Source organism: Methanolobus chelungpuianus (assembly GCF_024500045.1).
GTDB lineage: Archaea > Halobacteriota > Methanosarcinia > Methanosarcinales > Methanosarcinaceae > Methanolobus > Methanolobus chelungpuianus.
The window spans coordinates 15599-32621 of the sequence record NZ_JTEO01000010.1 but is presented as its reverse complement, the minus strand read 5'-3'; the positions used below and the strand labels follow the sequence as shown (position 1 = coordinate 32621).

General features: G+C 49.5%; 15 protein-coding genes. 7 read left to right on the top strand and 8 right to left on the bottom strand.

The window, feature by feature from the left end; all coding sequences use genetic code 11:
• Positions 1–103 precede the first annotated feature (103 nt).
• Positions 104–310, top strand: coding sequence for a hypothetical protein (locus PV02_RS12150; RefSeq protein WP_256623683.1), 207 nt, complete (start codon positions 104–106; stop codon positions 308–310).
• Between the two features lie 165 nt (positions 311–475).
• Here the strand turns inward: PV02_RS12150 and PV02_RS12145 are convergent, their stop codons facing one another.
• A complete protein-coding gene (locus tag PV02_RS12145; protein ID WP_256623682.1) occupies positions 476–1063 on the bottom strand; it encodes a diacylglycerol/polyprenol kinase family protein in 588 nt (195 codons plus the stop codon).
• Positions 1064–1269: 206 nt separating this feature from the next.
• Here PV02_RS12145 and PV02_RS12140 point away from each other — a divergent pair, with 206 nt between their 5' ends.
• The 4 genes from PV02_RS12140 (at position 1270) to PV02_RS12125 (ending at position 7673) form a co-directional block, all read left to right on the top strand.
• Positions 1270–2325, top strand: a complete 1056-nt coding sequence (locus PV02_RS12140; RefSeq protein ID WP_256623681.1) for a YkgJ family cysteine cluster protein — start codon at positions 1270–1272, stop codon at positions 2323–2325.
• Positions 2326–2356: 31 nt separating this feature from the next.
• Entirely contained in the window at positions 2357–3781 is a 1425-nt protein-coding gene (locus PV02_RS12135) for an MATE family efflux transporter (protein WP_256623680.1), read from the top strand.
• A 70-nt stretch (positions 3782–3851) separates the two neighbouring features.
• Positions 3852–6425, top strand: a complete 2574-nt coding sequence (mprF, locus tag PV02_RS12130; RefSeq protein WP_256623679.1) for a bifunctional lysylphosphatidylglycerol flippase/synthetase MprF — start codon at positions 3852–3854, stop codon at positions 6423–6425.
• A gap of 63 nt (positions 6426–6488) precedes the next feature.
• Positions 6489–7673 carry an aminotransferase-like domain-containing protein gene (locus PV02_RS12125; RefSeq protein WP_256623678.1) on the top strand — a complete coding sequence of 395 codons (1185 nt, stop codon included), beginning with the start codon at positions 6489–6491 and terminating at the stop codon, positions 7671–7673.
• Positions 7674–7772: 99 nt separating this feature from the next.
• Here PV02_RS12125 and PV02_RS12120 read toward each other — a convergent pair whose 3' ends face one another.
• Positions 7773–8219: a PGF-CTERM sorting domain-containing protein gene (locus tag PV02_RS12120; protein ID WP_256623677.1), complete on the bottom strand. Its 447-nt coding sequence runs from the start codon at positions 8217–8219 to the stop codon at positions 7773–7775.
• A gap of 139 nt (positions 8220–8358) precedes the next feature.
• Here PV02_RS12120 and PV02_RS12115 point away from each other — a divergent pair, with 139 nt between their 5' ends.
• On the top strand, positions 8359–8529 hold the full coding sequence (locus tag PV02_RS12115; protein ID WP_256623676.1) for a hypothetical protein: 171 nt from the start codon (positions 8359–8361) through the stop codon (positions 8527–8529).
• Between the two features lie 257 nt (positions 8530–8786).
• Here the strand turns inward: PV02_RS12115 and PV02_RS12110 are convergent, their stop codons facing one another.
• Complete coding sequence (locus tag PV02_RS12110) at positions 8787–9182, bottom strand: VOC family protein (protein ID WP_256623675.1); 396 nt, start codon at positions 9180–9182, stop codon at positions 8787–8789.
• A gap of 113 nt (positions 9183–9295) precedes the next feature.
• On the bottom strand, positions 9296–9760 hold the full coding sequence (locus tag PV02_RS12105; protein ID WP_256623674.1) for a DUF1579 family protein: 465 nt from the start codon (positions 9758–9760) through the stop codon (positions 9296–9298).
• 267 nt (positions 9761–10027) lie between these two features.
• Here PV02_RS12105 and PV02_RS12100 point away from each other — a divergent pair, with 267 nt between their 5' ends.
• Positions 10028–10231, top strand: a complete 204-nt coding sequence (locus PV02_RS12100) for a nucleotidyltransferase family protein (protein ID WP_342765647.1) — start codon at positions 10028–10030, stop codon at positions 10229–10231.
• Positions 10232–10312: 81 nt separating this feature from the next.
• Here PV02_RS12100 and PV02_RS12095 read toward each other — a convergent pair whose 3' ends face one another.
• The 4 genes from PV02_RS12095 to PV02_RS12080 all read right to left on the bottom strand — a co-directional run bounded on the left by PV02_RS12095 (position 10313) and on the right by PV02_RS12080 (position 16966).
• Positions 10313–11494, bottom strand: coding sequence for an argininosuccinate synthase (locus tag PV02_RS12095; RefSeq protein ID WP_256623673.1), 1182 nt, complete (start codon positions 11492–11494; stop codon positions 10313–10315).
• A 27-nt stretch (positions 11495–11521) separates the two neighbouring features.
• Complete coding sequence (gene carB, locus PV02_RS12090; RefSeq protein WP_256623672.1) at positions 11522–14755, bottom strand: carbamoyl-phosphate synthase large subunit; 3234 nt, start codon at positions 14753–14755, stop codon at positions 11522–11524.
• A 3-nt stretch (positions 14756–14758) separates the two neighbouring features.
• Positions 14759–15853: a glutamine-hydrolyzing carbamoyl-phosphate synthase small subunit gene (carA, locus tag PV02_RS12085; protein WP_256623671.1), complete on the bottom strand. Its 1095-nt coding sequence runs from the start codon at positions 15851–15853 to the stop codon at positions 14759–14761.
• A 93-nt stretch (positions 15854–15946) separates the two neighbouring features.
• Positions 15947–16966, bottom strand: coding sequence for a TolB family protein (locus PV02_RS12080; RefSeq protein ID WP_256623670.1), 1020 nt, complete (start codon positions 16964–16966; stop codon positions 15947–15949).
• Between the last annotated feature and the right edge of the window lie 57 nt (positions 16967–17023).

The window sequence follows — 17023 nt, the reverse complement described above, 5'->3', positions numbered from 1 at the left end:
TATCCGCAGCAGTGAATAAGAAAGAGCCTGCCATAAGCGAAAAGTCTTTTACATATCCGATTCCATCATATCATTGTAACAGGTCATCCAGAAGGTCACAAGTATGAGGGAAAAGAGAACATATGGCGTTCCGGCACTGCTGTCATTTTTCGTACCCGGGCTGGGGCAGATCGTAAAAGGCCAGGTTATTAAAGCCATACTGATATGGATAGCACTTGGCGTCAGCTGGCTCCTCCAGTTCGTCCTGATAGGATTCATACTGCTGCCTATTATATGGCTATGGCAGATATACGATGCCTATAATAACTGATCTGAGTTTACACTTGCTATTTTCATTCAGATCCATGTTTTCTCAATCTTCTTTGCGATACGGATCTGCGCGGATGAACACGGATTTAAGGAGTACTGGGTTCAGGAACCAGTCTGATATCCTCTGATTGAAGAAGGTCCCGGAAACATTCCTCGATAACGGTTTTTACAGGACGGACGACAACAAATAAAGGTACGTTTCCACAACGAAACCCGAAAAGACCGGGATCGCAAGGTTATCGTCGATGTGAACGAACAGGGTTTCAACTAATGTTGCAGTAAGTGCCATCAGTATCGCAAGAGGCAGGCTTGAGAGGAAGATGTAGCCTATGAAAAGGTCCACAATGAACTCAGCAGCGCATCCTTCCAGTGATTTTGCACCACCGGCTACCTTAGTTTTACCCATCTTCCGGCCAACAAGTGCTGCACTCATGTCGCCGAAGGTGGTCATCAGAAGAGCGGCATAAGCCACATCCTCACTGAACACTGCCACTGCAGCAAGTGCTCCAAGTGTGAAGAATACATGGGACCCTACAGCTGAAAGCTCTTTCTGGCGGAAGAGACAATTAACAAAAGGAAGCTTCAGGCCCCTGTCAAGTCGCATGTGCTCGATCACCAGTATGATCACAAGGTAGGTGATAAGCAGAGCAAGCACAGCCTGTTTGCCAAAGAGTGCGTAAACCAGCACTATGATTATGGAAGTAAGATGAATGCCTTTGCGCAGAATCTCATTGACAAAGGAGTAGTAGGCCATGCAGGCTATAATGCACTCCGGATATATATAAAATAATCATAGGAACAATGTCCCATGTGAAAGCCTTAAATCTTGAGATAGCCATTTACTGCCAGAACAGCACTACTTCTAGAAGCACGGAGATCTTAATTTACCTCTAATGATAGTCATATCCGGGGCAATGAGCACATCCAGGTGTGCATTGCCATTATTTTGCTTTTCAGGGGATGTTTGATACGACAACCAAGATAGATTACTCCTTACTTGAAGGAATGGACTTCACGTGCCTGGAAAACTGCGGCTTTTGCTGTACTTTCCCGGCTGAGGTGAGAGAATGCGAGCCCAGTTTCAAAGAAATACTGAATATTGACAGTAACGGCCTTAAAAAATGGGAAACGGACGACCCATATTTCTGTAATGTCTACACGATGAGACAGCATCAGGACAGGGGAGCCTGCATGTTCCTGAAAGATGACCGAAGATGCGGGATCTATACCGTGCGCTCGCTCTTGTGCAGGATATTCCCGATAAAGATCTTCTTCGGGCACAGGGTCCAGCTCTATACCAGCCAGATATGCAGGGGCTTTTCGCATGATGCTGATTCGGGCCTGCGCCGCACCGGAGAAGAAATAATGCAGCAGCTGCCAGCTCAGATGAAGGAGGAAATGATGAACAAGGGCAGGGAGATGTATGGTTCATTGCCGGGGAAGCTGCTCGACTACATACCACCCGGGATCCTGCAGGCCAAGCTGCTTGACCATGTAAATGCTATGGACCTGAGTAATGCATCGATCTCTGAGAAGAGCAAGGCTGCTTTCATATCCCAGCTCTCGTCAGAGGAGTTCATCGACCTGCCCACCTACCTCACAGAAGACATGCAGTGGCTTGTTTTCAGGCTGGACGAAGGGATTGTGGAGAGGATGAGACTGGAGCGCACAGGTGAGGTCGGGATTACGGCCAGTATTGACTGGCCGGGCTTCCACACAAGGCCTCTGGCGGAGGATAGCATCGAGGTACTGAGGGACTATCTTAGAAAGATAGTTCAAAGGGACCATTTTGCAGGTGTTGCATACCTGCGTGCACTGAACCCTGAAAATAAGAAGCCTCTTATCGGACTGGCACTTGAATATCTGGAAGATATAGCTGCATCGCTCCTGCTGAGGGCAAACCTGCTGGCATCGTTCGAAGAAGTCGAACGCATCGATGCCCGTATTATCATGGAGACCATCATCTTCTCTGACGGGTACCTGGCAACAGAGCCGAGTTATGGACTTATATTGTAAGCAAAAGATAATCTAAAGCTGTTGAAATCCCATGGACAGAAAATATTCTTCTGACAGACTGACCGAAGGACCGATAATGAGGTCGCTTATCGCATTGGCGGTCCCGATCATATTTGCAAACGTGCTTCAGACAGCCTATCAGCTTGTGGACACCTTCTGGGTAGGGAGGCTTGGACATGAGGCAGTGGCTGCGGTCTCTTTGAGCTTCCCCTTCATATTCCTCCTTATATCACTTGGCGGAGGGCTCGCGATAGCGGGGACGATACTTGTGGCCCAGTATCAAGGAAAAGGAGAGAAGAAGAGTGTGGACCACATTGCATCGCAGACCTTGTTGATGATGTTCATCGTATCATTGCTACTATCCGTGATCGGGTACTACCTGTCCCCCGGCCTGATGACACTCATGGGAGCGGAACCGGATGTGTTCGATGATGCGGTTTCCTACCTTCAGATATCTTTCCTGGGGCTTGTGTTCATGTTCGCATATTTTGTGTACCAGTCCCTCATGAGAGGCGTCGGGGATGTGAAGACTCCCATGTACCTGGTGCTGTGCACTGTGCTGCTGAACCTTATATTTGACCCTCTTTTTATATTCGGATACGGCCCCATTCCAGGCTATGGGGTCACAGGTGCCGCCATAGCCACCATCGGAACCCAGGGAATAGCTTCAGTTATCGGAGTCTCGATGCTGATAAGTGGCAGGTATGGCGTCCAGGTCCATACAAAGGACCTGAAGCCTGATGCAGAGCTTATCAGAAAGATGTTCAGGCTGGGTCTTCCGTCCTCAGTAGAACAGTCCACCCGCTCCCTGGGGATAGCAGTACTTACCCTGCTTGTAGCAAGCTTTGGCACTATCACTGTCGCAGCATATGGTATCGGAAGCAGGGTGCTCAGTTTCGTCATAATTCCTGCCCTTGGCCTGTCCATGGCCACCTCTACGCTGGTGGGACAGAACATAGGTGCGGGAAAGACAGAGAGGGCTGTGAGGATTACTAAAATGAGTACCCGGATAGGCTTTATCTCACTCACGCTGGCAGGTATCGTTATCTTCTTCCTGGCTGAGCCGCTTTCTGCGTTCTTTATTCCTGGAGAGACAGAAGCTATCCGGTCCAGTGCGACGTTCATCAGGATAATGGCCCTTACATTCGGTTTCATGGGTATGCAGCAGGTGCTCACGGGAGCATTCAGGGGAGCCGGCGACACTTTTGTAGCCATGGTGCTCGCTATTGTCACACTCTGGATGCTGCAGTTCCCCCTCTCCTATGTCCTGTCAAAGCACACTACGCTCGCCGAGAATGGAATATGGTGGGCTTTCCCTGTGACAAATATCATTGCAGCAGCCATATCTGTTGCATACTTCCACAAGGGCGGCTGGAAAGAGCGCAGTATGACCGAGGAGATCAGGATCACAGAACAGATAACCGAGGAATCGATCATAGAAGAAGGCATTATGTGATGCTGGAGCCAACCTGAAAAATATAAAATAGGATAATTCCCATTAAATCCTTTATCTCAGGGGAATAACATTGCTAAAGAAAAACAATTTCAGGAACCTCGAGCTACAAAAAGCAGCCAGTTATCTCGTACCGATAGCCATTTTTGCGCTTTCACTGGCTTTCCTTAGCAGTCAGTTGCAATTGGTGCACCTGCAGGAAGTGCCATCTGTTTTTACAGAACTTGCATCCGGGAGCATACTGCTGGCACTTTTATTCACTTTCCTGAGCTATATGGCATTGATGGGCTATGATTTCCTGGCAATGCGCTACATAGGACAGTCGGTCTCCTACAGGGAAATCGCAAAATCCTCTTTCACGAGCACATCTATAAGTAATAATATCGGTTTTCATCTTTCCACAGGAGGCTATCTCCGCTACAGGTCATACTCGGCCTATGGGCTTACAGCGATACAGATCGGGAAGGTCATAACTTTCTGCAGTATCACCTTCTGGGCCGGCATATGCTTTGTTGGGGGATTGCTGCTTGCCTTCTATCCGGCAGGTCTTCCCTCTGCCCCTTTCCTAAGTCCTCTCCTCTTGAAGATACTTGGAGGCAGCCTGCTAGTAGCACTGTCTTTTTATCTTGCTCTTTGCCTGAAGAAGAAGGTCTTTGTCATAAAGGGGGAGGAAGTGAAGTTCCCGGATATCAGGACTGCACTGCTCCAGATACTTATATCATCTCTTGATTCCATCTTTGCAGGAAGCGCACTCTATTTCCTTCTCTCCCAGTATGGGGAGGTCTCTTTCACATATCTGCTTGCAATGTTCCTTGTGGCGCAGACAGTTGCCTATGCAAGTACTGTGCCTGGAGGCATCGGTGTATTTGAGGCTATCATGCTCTTCACCCTTGCCCCTTATGCAGGAGTATCAGATGTCATTGTATCGCTTCTAGTGTTCAGGGCAGTATACTATCTTACTCCGCTGCTTGTCGGAATTGCTATCCTCTCATATACTGAGTTCAATGCGAGGAAAAAGGTCCTGATAAGGCTGCATAAGAAGACGCTGAAACTATCGGCTTTCACTCCCCAGGTATTTTCCGTGCTCGTCTTCTTTGCAGGAGTAATACTGCTCTTTTCTGAGGCCCTCCCTCCCCAGATAGAAAGTATCCGCATCCTTACAAGGATAATTCCCCTGTCGCTAGTGGAGTGGTCAAGTCTCCTGAGCAGCATTATAGGCGTCATGCTCCTGATACTTGCCAACGGGCTCTGGAAGAGAGTTGACGGTGCTTACCTGCTATCGGTCTCGATACTTCTCCTGGGAAGCATACTTTCGATCCTTAAAGGCTTCGATTATACCGAGTCCATTATCCTGTTCATTATTTTCCTGCTGTTGCTGCCTAACAGGAAATACTTCTACAGGAAATCGTCCCTTCTGGACCAGTCCTTTAGCAGCGACAATATCATTGCGATAGCCGTGGTGGTCATCAGTTTTATCTGGATCGGGCTCTTTGCGCACGAACATATCGAATATTCACAAAGCCTTTTGTGGCAGTTCGGCACCGACCTGCATGTGCCAAGATTCCTGAGATCAGTTGTGGCCGCCCTTTTCATACTGTCTGTAATAGGACTCATGAAACTGCTGGGTGGCTCCAGCAAGAGCCTTGAACTACCGGATGAAGACGAAATGGCCAGAGCAAAAGCGATATCTCAAGACAGCAAGGATACAAACGGCTACCTGGCACTGCTGAAGGACAAGTACCTGATGTTCAACGAGCCCGGGAGTGCATTCCTCATGTACGGAGTTTCAGGCAAGAGCTGGATATGTATGGGCGATCCTATTGGGAAATGTGAGCGCATGAAGGAGCTTATATGGGATTTCCATGAAATGGCAAACCTGCATCAGGGATGGACCGTTTTCTATGAGATCAGTGAAAAGTTCATTCCATATTATCTGGACATTGGCCTGACCCTTATTAAGATAGGAGAGGAAGGCAAGGTCCCGCTCTCATCCTTTTCCCTCGAAGGGAGTGCAGGAAAGGATTTTCGCTATTCTGTGAAGCGAATGGAGGAGAAGGAAGGCTACCACTTTGAGATAATTCAGCCAGAAGATGTGGCAAAGCATGAGGGTGAGCTGAAAAGCATATCTGATGCCTGGCTGGAGACTAAAAACACCAAGGAAAAAGGCTTCTCTATGGGTTCCTTCGATATAGGATACCTGAGTCATTTCCCTCTAGCAGTTGTAAAAAAGGGAGAGCAGATAGCAGCTTTTGCAAATATATGGATCGGAGCTGAAAAAGAAGAGCTCGCCATTGACCTTATGCGCTTCGACCCCGGAATATCAAACACAACGATGGAATATCTCTTCGTGAAGCTGATGCTCTGGGGCAAGGAGAACGGCTACAGGTACTTCTCCCTTGGCATGTCGCCGCTGTCCGGCCTGGAGAACAGGACTCTGGCACCCCTCTGGAACAAGATCGGGGCAACTATATTCACTCACGGGGAATATTTCTACAATTTCAAGGGGCTGCGCGCCTATAAAGAGAAGTTCAACCCCGTCTGGGAGCCCAGGTATATAGCCTTGCCAAAAGGTTTCAAGCAGATGTTCGTGCTCAAGGACGTGGCGCTGCTCATAGCGGGCGGGACGAAGGAAATATTCTCAAAGTAAGCCTGCTATCTTCATGACATCGATGGAAACATTTAATTTGTAACATTGCCTGGGAAAGTCTTCATGAGCACAATATTCGCTGACAGGATGGAGAATACCCGCAAGTCCTTCATCAGGGAGATACTGAAAGTCACCCAGCAGCCGGAGGTCATATCCTTTGCAGGCGGACTGCCAAACCCCGGTCTTTTCCCGGTGGATGAGGTAGCAGCGGCCGCTGCGAAGGTCCTGTCAGAGGAGGGAAGGAATGCCCTTCAGTACAGTACCACTGAGGGATACCTGCCTTTGAGAGAGTTCATCGCACAAAGATATCTCCTAAAAAGCGGGCTGAAGATCGACCCTGATGAGATTCTTATAACGAACGGCTCCCAGCAGAGCATCGACCTTATCGGAAAGGTCTTCCTGAATAAAGGAGACAGGGTTGTCATTGAAAGTCCCGGTTATCTTGGAGCGATCCAGGCGTTTTCCATCTTCGAGCCGGAATTTGTGGAAGTTCCCCTGCTGGAAGACGGTATAGACACCGACCAGCTTGACAGGATCCTGGCCGGAAGCAGTGGAAAGCTTTTCTATACGGTCCCCACCTTCCAGAACCCATCCGGCATTACGTACTCCAGGCAGAAAAGAGAAGAGACAGCCAAGATCCTCCAAAGGCATAACATTGTCTGTGTAGAGGATAATGCATACTGGGAACTGAGATTCGCAGGCGAGGATCTGCCCACAATCAGGAACTTTTCCGATAACACTATCCTGCTGGGCTCATTTTCAAAGATAATAGCTCCCGGGATCAGAATGGGATGGATATGCGCCCAGGGAGAGACCATGGAGAAACTGCTCATAGCAAAACAGGCTGCTGACCTGCATTCAAATTATCTTTCCCAGCGCATCATCTACCAATACCTCCTGGATAACGATATCGATGAACATATACTGAAAATAAAGGACGCCTATGGAAAACGCCGTGACCTGATGATCGGGCTGATGGAAGAGCATTTTCCGGAGGGCATCGGCTACACAAAGCCAGAAGGCGGGATGTTTGTATGGGTGACGCTGCCTGAAGGGATATCGTCAATGGATCTGTTCGAGCTTGCAATTAAGGAAAATGTTGCCTTTGTCCCAGGCAGTCCATTCTATACCCGGGACGGTATGGGAATCAACACGCTACGGCTGAACTTTTCCAACTCGGACTTCGATAAGATAGAAGAAGGAATCAAAAGGCTGGCGGGATGCCTGCGGGAACTTAATTCGGATTAAACTACTGGTTGCAGGATACGGAAATCAACTAAAAAGGAAAAAAGAAAGATGGTCCGATAAAGATCATCACTTTTTTGCCGGATTTTCGAGTAAGATCTTTCACATGCGGCTGTTTCTACCCATCAGATATACTGCTGCCATTAGCCCTATAACTGCAGCAATACCTTCAAACCCCGGAGTCTGTTGCTCATCGGTTTCATTAGCCCCGGTTTCTGACGGGGCCTCTGTAGTTTGCGGTCGGTCTGCAGGGTCTCCCGGTAAGGTCAGGGCATTGATTTCCTCTATATTCGTGAATCCATCTTCATCTGAGTCAAGTGCCTCAATTGATGAAAAGTCTCTTCCGCTTTCTGAATAGTCACTTGCATAAGAGTTAATTGATTCTTTCTCGGTATCTGTATGACAGATATTGCATGAATCAAGCCTGGTGCCGTTGGTATCGTACTGCTGGTTGAAAGACTCCAGGTAACTGGGTATGGCTGATACCACAGATATCCCAGGCACAATAAGCAGTACTGAAAGCACCATCAAAAATAATCTATATTTCATATCATCACCCGACTCCCATTAAGTAATAGCTGTTGACCAGATATTTAAACACTGCAAATCAGAATTCAGTATAAATGTTACATCTGGGCATTTTAAAGATAAATACTGCAGACAAATGATCGTTGTCAGGGGATTCCCTGTGGAAACTTCAAAGGCAGGACAAAGCGAATCTATTGCCCTTATCCAGTCCACTCTCCCCGGATGTGACCTTCCTGCGCATTGCTGCAATTTTTATGATAATGAACAGGCCAGGACCGTTTTTCCAGAGGTGACCGGCCTTATCCTGCAAGGAGCGGGTTACACGGCGTAAAAGCCCCTGAATTGCTGATGGTGAGCAGCCTGGATAGTCCTGTAAACAGACATGAACAGGCGGACTCAGAAAGGTTGAACCCGGTGAAGGAAATGAGACTGATCACCGATGTAGCTCATCCCTTCAAGGAACCAGGCACATCAGAAAGGTAATCAGACTCGGTAAATGATTCGGCAAGTATCCGGAGCTATTGGACAATAATATCTCTGGCTGTTGAGTTTAGTTGATCTTATTACTAATTATACGGGTTTTTATTATTATGCCTTCTCTTTCGTCAACACGGATAAGAAATTCCCTGCCGGGTCTTTGAACCATGCGATATCAGGACCCTCTTCAGCAGATTTACTGCGGGCTATGCCTTTTTCATCGGTCTGCAGCTTGCCCCCATACTTCTCAAAAACGACACCGCGGGCTTTCAATTCGTCTACCGCCCTGTCGATGTCGTCAACCAGGAAGTTCAAAATCGTAAACGTTGCCGGTTGGTGGTCTTCTTTTGGATAGACGAAGATCCACATACCGCCTGCAATGTGAAGTTTCAGTCCCATGCCCATTTCTTCGGTCACTTCAAGGCCAAGCGTTTCACCATAAAAGGCTTTAGCTTTTGCCAAGTCGTCAACAGAAAAACTGCTGAATGCTTTCGTGTCTTTAAACATAGCTTCTCCTTCCTTTCTCGTTCTATCAATCATCATGTTTTTCTGTTTTAATATCTTGGAATAGTGATGAGGTCCGCATCTGTGGATGAAGTGTGATCCTGCTTTACCATGTGTCACTCACCCTTTTTGGTCAACTGTATATCCATCCAAGGCACCCAGGCAGAATTGCCATTGAGCCTCTCCCAGGTGCCCGTTAAAGTTTTACCATCACTGCCGAACATGCCCGTAAACCGCTCCGTTCTCCCCCAAATATTCCATCTTTTGTCCTGCAGGGTGGCCCGGTAAATGAGAAAGTTTCCCTTGCTATCAAAAGTCTGTGTCAGGTAAGTCTGACCCGAGGGATCATATCCAATTATTTCAATACCCTCAGAGTTGTCACCGTCCATCTGCGCTTCCCAGCGATGAAGGAGGAAAAAGCCTCCCCGGAGCCACTCGTAAGTGTCTGCAGCACTCAGCCGGGCTATAACCAGACCGGAGGCATCTTTTATTTCTCCCTCTGTGATCCATTTGCCCACGAATATGTCCAGGGCTTTGAGCGCAGGATCAGGTTCAATCGCTGCAACATTTTCGGCATTCATGAAAGTCGCTTTCAAGGGCAGGCGTCAATGTATGTTTCATAGTCTGTGCACAGTCTTTACCATAACAACTGTCATCCAGATATTACCCACATTACCTTTTTGGAAAGGCACCACAATTTTAGTCGGGGATTATGAAATAAATATTTGTCGAATTATGGGAACTTGATCCAGAATTCATTTTATGTGAATGGTATTCCGGACGTGTAATATGTTCCCTTATTCAAACCTAACGCAACAAAGAAATACACTCAGCAGCTCCATGAAATATTGCCGGAACTGGAAGACAGGTTCAAGGTTAGGTCTCTTGCTGTTTTCGGTTCTTATGTAAGGGGAGAGCAGACAGATGCCAGTGATCTTGATGTATTGATCGAGTTCAATGAAGCCCCTGGCCTTCTTGAATTCATCGGACTTGAGAATTATCTTTCTGACACTTTGGAAATCAAGGTGGATCTGGTGTTAAAAGTGCCTTGAAGCCCAATATGGGAAAAACATACTGAATGAGCAGTACCGGTATGAATAATGAAAATAAGATTTAGAAAGTGAAGATGAACTTCACTTCTCGACAACCTTCTTGTACAATCTTGCCTGGAAGCCATGATACTTCGCATAGCCCTCGGCGTCCTTCTGGTTGAGGATGGCGCTGTCGAAGGATACCATGTCCTCGGAGTAGAGGGCACAGGGGGAGCTGCGGGCGAGGATTGTCACGCTGCCTTTGTAGAGTTTGACGGTGACAGCGCCTGTGACACGTTCCTGGGTCTTGTTGATGAAAGCGTTCAGGTCGTGGTAGAGGGGCTCGTCGACCAGGCCGGAATAGGCAAGCTCGGACCACTGCTCATCGACTATCTTCTTGAACTTGAGCTCGGCGCGGCTTAAGACCAGCTTCTCCAGGTCTTTGTGGGCTGCAAGCAGTACCGTGGCTGCGGGGTGCTCGTAGTTCTCGCGTGCCTTGAGGCCGAGAACGCGGTCCTCGATCATGTCGGTGCGGCCGACTCCGTGGGAGCCTGCAATCTTGTTGAGCTTATTGATAAGCTCCACACCACCCATTTTCTTGCCATCAAGAGAGACCGGGACACCTTTCTCGAAACCGATAACAATGGTCTGCGCCTCCGGTGCATTTGCCGGAGAGACAGTCCACTGGTATATCTCCTCAGGAGGGATGAAGCCCGGGTCTTCCAGCCGGCCACCCTCGATGCTGCGGCTCCATATGTTCTCGTCAACACTCCAGGGCTTGGCGCTGGTAGCTGCCACGGGGATGCCATGTTTCCTGGCGTAATCTATCTCCCATTCACGGGTGAGGTTCATATCTCTCATGGGTGCGACAACGTCCAGGTCGGTGAGCCTGAAAACAGCCTCGAACCTGAGCTGGTCGTTGCCCTTGCCGGTACAGCCATGGGCCAGTGCAACTGCGCCCTCCTTGTCCGCGATCTCCACGACTTTCCTTGCGATCAGGGGACGGGCTACGGAAGTGCCCATCACGTAACCTTCATAGTCGCCGTTGGCCTTGATGAGCGGGAAGATGTAATCCTTCACGAACTCTTCCTTTGCATCAATGGTGTAGTGTCCGTCACTGATCTTCTTGGCCTTCTGCTCGGCTTCCTGCACTTCCTGCGGGGGCTGGCCTACATCCACAGAAACAGTAATGACCTTGTCGTAACCGTATTTTTCCTTAAGCAGCGGGATGCACACGGATGTGTCAAGTCCGCCCGAGTAAGCAAGTACTACTTTCTTTGACATGTTATCCTATCCTGGTCCTGAAACTGATCAATTGTTGGTGGCTATCTCTTTATGGTATTCGTTGATGGACTTTACAGTTCCCTCGCCCATCTTCATTGCAGTTATTGCAGAGGCTGCTGCCAGTGCCGCCTGGATCGTCGTGATATAGGGGACCTTGAAGTCCACAGCCGCACGGCGGATCCTGGAGCCGTCCTTCCGAGCCTGCTTGTTGGTCGGCGTGTTGATCACAAGGGCGACCTCGTCCCTGCGCATCATATCGATGACATTGGGGCTGCCGTCGTGCACTTTCTTGATGATGCCCATCTCGATGCCGTTCTTCTCAAGGAACTCTGCGGTACCCTTGGTGCCTACCAGTTCAATTCCTGCATCCTTGAGCTTGCGTGCGACCTCTAGCAGCTGCTCTTCGTCCACATTCCTTATGGACATGAACACCTTGCCCGTAAGCGGCAGTATGTTATCGGCACTTAGCTGGGCCTTGAAGAAAGCGCGCCCGTAATCGTAATCAATCCCCATTACCTCTCCGGTACTCTTCATCTCAGGGCCGAGAACCGGATCTGCACCCGGCAGCTTATCGAACGGGAGCAGTACTTCCTTCACGGATACATGCTTCACGGTCGGCTCTTTCTCCAGGTTGTAGCCAAGTTCCTTCAGGCTCTTGCCTATGATGACCTGCGCGGCGATCTTTGCCAGCGGCAGTCCAACGGCCTTGGATACGAAGGGTATGGTCCTGCTTGAGCGCGGGTTCGCCTCAAGCACATATACAGTATCGCCCTTCTTTGCCATCTGGAGATTTATGAGTCCCTTTACGTTCAGTGCCAGTGCTATCCTGCGTGTATAGTCGCGCACGATCGCCAGGGTCTCCTCAGAGAGGGACTGCGGAGGAATAACACATGCAGAGTCACCGGAGTGGACACCTGCTTCTTCGATGTGCTCCATGATGGCGCCTATAAGCACATCCTTGCCGTCACATACGGCATCAACATCGATCTCCACTGCGCTCTCAAGGAAGTCGTCGATGAGGATAGGATGCTCCGGGGACACCTTCACAGCCTCGCGCATGTAGCGCTCGAGATCGTTCCTGTCGTAGACGATCTCCATTGCCCTGCCTCCCAGCACATAGGAGGGCCTGACAAGCACAGGATATCCGATACGTGCAGCTATCTCAATGGCCTGGGCCTGTGACTTAGCATAACCCGCATCAGGCTGCTTGATATCCAGCTTCTGCATGAGCAGGTTGAACTTCTCGCGGTCCTCTGCAACGTCTATGTCCGACGGTGAGGTTCCGAGTATCACAGTATTGAGGTCCTCACGCCTCTTGAGCTCCTTTTCAAGCGGCAGAGCGAGGTTTATGGATGTCTGTCCTCCGAACTGCACAAGCACACCATAGGGTTTCTCGCGCTCGATGACATTCATTACATCCTCAAGGGTAAGCGGTTCGAAGAAGAGCTTGTCAGAGGTGTCATAGTCAGTGGAAACGGTCTCAGGGTTGTTGTTGATGATCTGGGCCTCTATGCCTGCTTCCCTGATGGCCGACACCGCATGCACGGTACAATAGTCAAACTCAATACCCTGGCCTATCCTTATTGGGCCTGAGCCCAGGATAACGATCTTCTTGCGGTCCGAGGGCTTTGTTTCGCACATCGTCTCATAACAAGAGTAATAGTAGGGAGTTGCTGCCGCAAATTCCGCTGCACAGGTGTCCACCATCTTGTAGGTTGCATTTATACCTGCCTTGCGCCTGAGATCATTTATCTCCTCACGGGTCCTGCCGGTATGTTTTGCGATCTTGGAGTCGGTGAAGCCCATGCGCTTGCTGCGGCGCAGGAGATCTGCTGACATCTCTCCTGCTTTTGCACTTTCCTCAAGGGCATTTTCCATGTCCACGATGTTCTTGATCTTCTTGATGAAGAAGACATCTATTGATGTCAGCTGGGAGATCTCCTCAGGCGTGAAACCATTGCGAAGGGCATAATAGATAACGAACAGCCTCTCGCTTGTTGGAGTCTGCAGAAGGGTCCTGACCTCGCTGCTGTTCCACTCATCGGACCCAAGGTCCATCTTGATATCAAGGGAGCGGATAGCCTTCTGCAGTGATTCCTCGATGGTACGGCCGATAGCCATTACCTCTCCCGTGCTCTTCATTGCGGTGGTCAGGGTCTTGTCGGCGTTAACGAACTTGTCGAAAGGCCATCTTGGGATCTTGGTAACAACATAGTCAATGGTAGGTTCAAAGGAAGCCGGGGTCTGCTTTGTGACGTTATTGAGGATCTCGTCAAGCCTCATTCCAAGAGCAATCTTTGCGGTCACCCTGGCAATAGGGTAACCGGTGGCCTTTGAAGCAAGTGCGGATGAACGGGACACACGGGGGTTGACCTCGACTATCCTGTAATCACCATCCTTGAGGGCGAACTGGATATTACATCCGCCTTCGATACCGAAAGCGCGTATGATCTTGATTGCGGCTGTCCTGAGCATCTGGTGCTCCTGATCATTGAGGGTCTGGGACGGGGTGACCACCATGGATTCACCGGTATGGACTCCCATGGCGTCAAGGTTCTCCATGTTACAGATGACTATGCAGGTATCGTTTGCGTCACGCATGACCTCGTACTCGAACTCTTTCCAGCCGAGCACGCTCTCCTCTATCAGTACCTGATGGATGCGGCTGCGCCTGAGTCCCCTCTCACATATCTCGAGAAGCTCTTCCCTTGAGTGGGCAATGCCGCCTCCTGCGCCTCCAAGCGTGTAGGCCGGGCGAATGATCAGCGGAAGGCCGAGTTCATCAATAACCTCCTCTGCCTCCTTCAGGGATGACACTGCCCTGCTGCGCGGGACCTTCTCTCCTATTCTCTGCATGGTCTGCTTGAACAGTTCGCGGTCCTCGGTGTTCTTGATAGCGTCAAGGGGAGTGCCGAGCAGTTTCACTCCATACTTGTCCAGGATGCCGTGCTCTGCAAGCTCACTGGTCACGTTCAGTCCTGTCTGGCCGCCAATACCGGCGATTATGCCGTCAGGCCTTTCCTTTGCTATTATCTTCTCAACGGACCTGTAATCCAGGGGCTCTATGTAGACAGCATCCGCCATCTCAGGATCTGTCATGATGGTCGCAGGGTTGGAGTTCACGAGTACTACTTCGATCCCTTCCTCTTTGAGGGACCGGCATGCCTGGCTTCCGGAAAAGTCGAACTCCGCCGCCTGGCCGATCATTATCGGGCCTGAGCCGATCAAAAGTACCTTTTTAATATCTTCACGTTTTGGCATTGCTTACTTCCTCCCTGCAATCTTACGTACCTTGTCAAAGAAGGGCTTTTCCGTGTCAAGAGGGCCCGGATGTGCATCAGGATGATACTGCACGCTGAACATGTCAAGATACTTGTGGCATACGCCTTCCACGGTCTTGTCGTTAGCGTTGACCTGTGTGACCTGAACATTCTCCTCTTCAAATGAATGGGGGTCCACAGCGAATCCATGGTTCTGGGATGTAATGTGCACTATACCTGTCTCGAAGTCCTTCACCGGCTGGTTTGCACCCCTGTGACCGAACTTGAGCTTGTATGTCTCTCCGCCAAGGGCCAGTGATATTATCTGGTGGCCAAGACAGATGCCTACTATGGGAAGTTCGCCTGCAAGTTCCTTTACGGCCTTTATGCCTCCCTTTGCACTGAGCGGGTCTCCGGGACCGTTTGACAGGAAGAGCATATCTGGCTCATATGCGCTTATTTCTGCAGGACTTGTGTTTGCAGGCACCACAGTGACATCCATGCCACGGGCCAGCAGGCTCTTCTCTATGCTCAGTTTCCTTCCGAAATCCATCAGCACCACGTTTATCGGGTTACTGGGGTCGCGCAGCGGGCTCTCTATCCTGAAGGGCTGCGGACAGGTTACCTTTGATATGAGGTCCATATCAGAGATGCTTGGCAGTTCCCTGGCAAGCCTCACAGCTTCTTCCCCGTCATCGCTCCCATTGATGAGGGCTGCGCGCATAGTACCATACTCACGGCTCTTTATTGTGAGCATGCGCGTGTCGATACCTGAGATGCCTGGTTTTCCCGCATCTTCCATTAACTTGAAGATACTTTTCTTTGAGAGATAATGGGAGGGCTCAGGGCATTCCTCCCTAATGACAAGGCCTTCTGCCTTGACACCGTCTGATTCAAAACAGTTTTCGCTGACACCGTAATTGCCTATCAGCGGGTAAGTGAACATAAGGATCTGACCCTTGTAGGAAGGGTCGGTCAAAGCCTCCTCATAACCTGTGTACTGAGTGGTGAAAACAAGTTCCCCCGTAACGATACCTTCGGCACCGAAACCAGTGCCCTTAACGATTGTCCCATCTTCTAATCCTAATACTGCATTCATTGTAAGAACCTGCGTTTACATGTAAGGAATAGGCTATAAGTATTGCGATGGGATTGCGGGATTTGCTCCCCACATCAGATAAAAATGAAGGACTTATCGGATCTTCCTTAAGAAAGAGTAGACTATACCCGACACTACAACAAAAGATATTAATAAGACCGATATGATGAACTTCTTAGGGTCATTCATTGCAAATGACCTTACGCTGTGCACATAGGGGTTTACTTCAACTTCCTTTTCTTCCGGCGCATAAGTTACCGTGGAAACCTGATCGGTGCTCTCCATCCTCATTCTTAAGGCCCACATATTGAATTCTCCGGCAGAATTGGATATATAGGCTATCCAGTTCCCGTCAGGGCTCCAGACAGGCGCTCTTTCGCTTGACCTGTCCATAGTGAGCTTTTTCATATGCGTGCCGTCTGCATGCATGATCCAGAGATCATAACTGCCATCCCTGTCCGATGAAAAGACGATCATATCGCCATCAGGACTGTATGAAGGCTCAATGTTATTGAATCCATCGTCCGTCAGGCGCACTGCCTTGGCAGCATCCGGTTCCTGGGTATATATGTCTCCTGCAAAAGAGTAAATCAGCCGGGTCCCGTCAGGGCTCCAGGAAGGAGAGGATTCATCACCCTTGCTGTCCGTGACCTGTACACTTTTCCTGGTGTTGACATCCATCACCCATATGTCATAATTGCCTGCAAGCTTGGAAAGATATGCTATGCTGCGCCCGTCAGGGCTTACCGACGGGTCTCTGCAGTCAGACGTACCCGTAAGTTTTACATTATCACTTCCATCGGCATTCATTACATGAAGACTGACATAACGTGCCGAATAGGTGGTCTTGCTTTCAGTGGCATAATATATCTTAGTGCCTGAAGGATCAAATACAGGCTCTCCTATCCACGAAAGTGTGCTGTAGAGCTTGGTTGCACCCGATCCGTCCGGGTTTATCATCCATATGCCCTGGTCATAGGCATAGACCAGTTTCCTGCCATCAGGGCTCCACGAAGGATGGTTACAGTTACTTCCCCGTGTCAGTTGAAGTTCCTCGTCAACAATAATGTCCCCTGCTCCGTACGCCAGGGGCACCAGTGCTGCTACTGCCAAAACCAGGAAGCTGATATATACTGCATTTCTTGCATGCCTTGAACAAGAATCCACACA

What these genes read in the sequence shown, in the direction of transcription:
- carA (WP_256623671.1), bottom strand. Translation starts at nt 15,853, where the DNA reads ATGAATGCAGTATTAGGATTAGAAGATGGGACAATCGTTAAGGGCACT.
- PV02_RS12095 (WP_256623673.1), bottom strand. Translation starts at nt 11,494, where the DNA reads ATGTCAAAGAAAGTAGTACTTGCTTACTCGGGCGGACTTGACACATCC.
- PV02_RS12125 (WP_256623678.1), top strand. Translation starts at nt 6,489, where the DNA reads ATGAGCACAATATTCGCTGACAGGATGGAGAATACCCGCAAGTCCTTC.
- PV02_RS12120 (WP_256623677.1), bottom strand. Translation starts at nt 8,219, where the DNA reads ATGAAATATAGATTATTTTTGATGGTGCTTTCAGTACTGCTTATTGTG.
- PV02_RS12135 (WP_256623680.1), top strand. Translation starts at nt 2,357, where the DNA reads ATGGACAGAAAATATTCTTCTGACAGACTGACCGAAGGACCGATAATG.
- PV02_RS12145 (WP_256623682.1), bottom strand. Translation starts at nt 1,063, where the DNA reads ATGGCCTACTACTCCTTTGTCAATGAGATTCTGCGCAAAGGCATTCAT.
- PV02_RS12150 (WP_256623683.1), top strand. Translation starts at nt 104, where the DNA reads ATGAGGGAAAAGAGAACATATGGCGTTCCGGCACTGCTGTCATTTTTC.
- PV02_RS12105 (WP_256623674.1), bottom strand. Translation starts at nt 9,760, where the DNA reads ATGAATGCCGAAAATGTTGCAGCGATTGAACCTGATCCTGCGCTCAAA.
- carB (WP_256623672.1), bottom strand. Translation starts at nt 14,755, where the DNA reads ATGCCAAAACGTGAAGATATTAAAAAGGTACTTTTGATCGGCTCAGGC.
- PV02_RS12110 (WP_256623675.1), bottom strand. Translation starts at nt 9,182, where the DNA reads ATGTTTAAAGACACGAAAGCATTCAGCAGTTTTTCTGTTGACGACTTG.
- PV02_RS12140 (WP_256623681.1), top strand. Translation starts at nt 1,270, where the DNA reads ATGTTTGATACGACAACCAAGATAGATTACTCCTTACTTGAAGGAATG.